The organism is Nostoc favosum CHAB5714, assembly GCF_020829495.1.
GTDB lineage: Bacteria > Cyanobacteriota > Cyanobacteriia > Cyanobacteriales > Nostocaceae > Nostoc > Nostoc favosum.
Genome location: NZ_JAIVFQ010000216.1, coordinates 1 through 3,690, shown reverse-complemented (window position 1 = coordinate 3,690; position 3,690 = coordinate 1). Strand labels below are relative to the sequence as shown.

The following is a 3,690-nucleotide window of genomic DNA, read 5'->3' as shown; positions in this document are numbered from 1 at the left end:
TAAAGCTAGATGGATTGGCGATTGATTGTCCAACTCGTGAGTTCAGCCAAAACTTTAATCGCAATCTGATTTGGTCAAGAGCATCAAGAATTTCTTTACTATTATTAGTGATTGAATCAAGTTTGATAAACCCAGGCGAACAATAATTATAGAAATCTTTAAGTGTGGGAATATCTGCCCATTCAGGTGTTCCTAATCCATTTTCTAGTGCTAGCTTATACCGCAGTTTGATATCCTCATCGTTGTAGAAAGTTTCAATTGTGATTGTAATGATACTTTCGATATTTGATATCATTGTCGGACTTACCCCGACAGGATTTGTCCCAAGTACCATTATCATTAATGTGGATTTCAAGAATTCCTTGAAATCAGTCATCCTTTCCTTAATAAGTTCAGGTTCATACCCCCTTAAATCTGGTAATTCAAATAGATTGTTCGATTCTTTACTAATATCGAAATACGCCCCTTCTTCTCCCATAAATTTGGTATAGTCGGTAAACGTGCTAGTACCATCGGGTTTGGGATAATCAAGTGCAATTACGGGAATGTCTTGAGCCAAGGCAGGTGTTAATAGACCTGCTACTAGGACAGATTTACCTGCACGGGTAGTACCGAAAATGGCGAGGTTTTTGTGCTGCTTGTACAAGTCGAGATGTACTGGGGTTCCTCCCTCTTCAGCAATCAGCTCGAACCCAGATTTATCTCCCGTAGCTGTTCTAACTATCGGCATGAGTCCAGGAACTTCTGATGAGAAATAGGGCAGGCGACGGTTAAAGGGTCTTGTAAGTAGGTTTTCCCAGACAATAGGTACACATTGTAACCATGTCTTCCAAGCATACTCAATTTCTCTATCAACTACGGCAGGTCGCAAGAAGCAGCTAGAAAGATATTGGCAAGCTTCATCGAGTTTTTGACGACTGTGACGATGAACACAAAAAACAACGGCAGTATGGATCGGGAGACTGCCTCTGAGGATAGTTTCTTGTGCCTTAACTGCCTCCTCGATGTTCATATTGGCTTTTACGTCAATTGATCCCTTCTCAGAAGACATGGCGCTGGACGTAATTGACTGTTTGGTAATCCGTTGAAGAGCAGTTTTGGCGAGTCCCTGGTTAGCTTTAGATAGCTGGCAAATAATCTCAGTGTCGGAGATTTTTTCTTTGGATATTACCTCCCAGAGGTATCGAAGCTGGGCGTATTCGTCTACCCAGCCTTGGGGCTTTTCGCTAAACTGGAGAACGCCGATATACTTGTCTTGCAATCTTACCCAACTGCGATCGAGAAACGGGACAGATTTTTCGTTCTCCAGCATCAGGTGGCGAATATGGAAATCGCTGCTTTGAACTTCTCGAAGTCCCTCTTCATCTAATATGAGGGAATTGGGAACTTTGGGTGCATCGCTACGGTTAAACTGACTCCAAAGAATTGACCATACTTCCTCACTTGTGACTGCTCGTACTGAAAGCCCCATTGAGTTAGTAAAAAGTTGTTCCCACCGTTGAAACCCAGAGGTAAAACTATCCCGTAAGATTGTTTCGATTCGTTCTTGCCGAACACCGTGGATTTGACCAGTAAATTGGAACCAGGCGTTCTGCAACTGTTTGATAGTTTTTTCAATCGCATCATTTGAGCGACTGTCTTCAGAAGCCAGGACACTATAGGTACACCAAAAACGTAAGAACTTGTTTTTACGGGTTCCTGCTTCGGTGAGTTCTCTTGCTCGTAGACGTTCCGATCGCACTAATAAAGTTAATTGCTCTAGATCACATTTATCCTCTATCTTTTTTAGTTCTTGCTGCCGGAGAAAATCATCAGTGAACGAACCAAGGTGAATTGTCAAGGTTTCGCGTTCGGGAAGTTCTTTGAGTCCGCCCTCAATATTTTCAAAAATCGGGAGAATCTGTTCTTCTGGTAAAGACGGGTGAATTCCTTGTACGTCAAAGCAGAACTTGATTTGAATATCCTCTTTTTTCTGGAGAATAAGTGCGCCGATATCTCTACGACCAGCAAGCGAGATACTTGCAATCCCGGCTAAATGGGTAATATCCTCAAACGGTGTCAGGTTTTTGACAACACCTAATTGTTCGGTATCGAGAGATTTTTTACCAATTTTGTGCTTTATTTTCGTTGAGGCGGTCGAACTCATAGCCTGTAGTTTCGTTCGGTGATATTTATTAATTGAGAAGCTTTATCTGCGTTTTTTAAGCTGGCGCTTTTTCTTGGGTTGAGGTTGTAGAGGATTAACGAGGGAGACAAAAGGTTTGTAACCACGAGTGATGCGGGGCGTGCCGACAAACTTACCAAAAAAGGCTTTGTTGGAACTTACTGTCCACCAGGTTGCCCATCCCCAGGCGGTTACAATTCCGGTTGCGAGCCAAGAAGCTTGCATAAAACCCTTGACTACCATGTAGGAGATGAGAGCGATCGCACTCCAGGGAACAATTTGGTCGGCGGGGAATGGCCCAAGGCGTGGCTGGTCTCCTAATACGCGGTTGACGGTACGAAATTCCCGAACTCTTATCATTATTACGAAAGGCAAAAGTCAGCTTTTGAAATCTTGATGAGTGGCACTTGAAGTGTGCCACTCGTGGTGGCTTTTTTGACGAGTGGCTCCTCAGCCTGTTACCAGACCTGCAAGCAAATCTCCAACTACAACTGTGAGGGCAATGATAATTGGTGTACGGGCGATTGTTTGCCAATCCTCGTCGTTTCTGGCTGATTGAACGACCCGGATCAGACCAATACCAAGGTAAATTAAGAACAAACCGCGCAGTACTGCGAATACGTATTTAATGATGTCTGCGTCAACACCTGTAAAATATTCTGTGAAAAAGTCCTCTGCGTTTTGCATGAACTGGGCGTTTGCGGGTGCAGCGGCCATATCCAACATAAATATTACACCTACTAAGCAGAACAAGACGGTATAGATATTGATGCCATACTTGCGCTGCCATTTCTCGAAGTTGGAAAGTAGCAAGTTTGCTTCCTTGGGTAGTAACGCTACAATGCCAGTTCCAAAGGCCAGCGATGCCATTACCATGTGATGAATGGAGATATCTGCAATCATCAAGCCAGTACCAACTGCCATTAGTCCGGCGATGCTGGCGTTTTCTTTCCAGTTGCGACGGCGACGGGTGGGAGCGGGGTATCCGTATTCTTCGTAGGAAGGAATGCGATCGCGGTCATTGCTAAAATTAGATTCGTAGTCTGTTCTCATAAAAAAAGTAGATGATTTCGGAAATTACTGGATGAAACTTTGTAGGGGTAATTACGACTGAATTACTGCTTTATTCCGTTGGCGGAGTCTGCCCCTAGTACATAGTTTGGATTGGAGCAAATCTCTGCTCCAACTTCTCGCTTGTAAACCTATTTTATGAGACTAATATCCGTAAAAGCATCTAAGAATTTTCCATTTTTAAACACTATGTTTTTCAGTAAATCATTAGTAAAAAATTAGAAAAATTGGATTGACAACTTTCAACATTTAAATCAGTGGTTTATTTCATAATGTTTGACCCCCGATATAGACTATATCGGGGGTCAGTAATTGATATGTGAGGTAGTGTAATTACGGTGGCTTACCGTTAATTTACCCAGTGAAATAAATTGTCCGTCAATTAATTCTGCGTTTGATTTGGGTTGAAGTCGAAATGGAGCTTCTTGCCTACTTTGAGGTTGAGGGTTTTGGTA

Annotated in this window: 3 protein-coding genes; all 3 read right to left on the bottom strand. The window is 42.8% G+C overall.

The genetic code is table 11. The annotated features are described in order from the left end of the window. The coding region (locus LC586_RS39960) for a putative type IV secretion/conjugal transfer ATPase (protein ID WP_229491304.1) at positions 1–2,146 on the bottom strand (2,146 nt) is incomplete at its 3' end. Between the two features lie 42 nt (positions 2,147–2,188). Continuing rightward, the gene (locus LC586_RS39955; protein ID WP_229491303.1) at positions 2,189–2,524 is read right to left on the bottom strand and encodes a hypothetical protein; all 336 of its coding nucleotides are present in this window, start codon (positions 2,522–2,524) and stop codon (positions 2,189–2,191) included. Between the two features lie 90 nt (positions 2,525–2,614). After that, positions 2,615–3,217 (bottom strand): hypothetical protein, encoded by a 603-nt coding sequence (locus LC586_RS39950; protein ID WP_229491302.1) that lies wholly within the window; start codon positions 3,215–3,217, stop codon positions 2,615–2,617. Between the last annotated feature and the right edge of the window lie 473 nt (positions 3,218–3,690).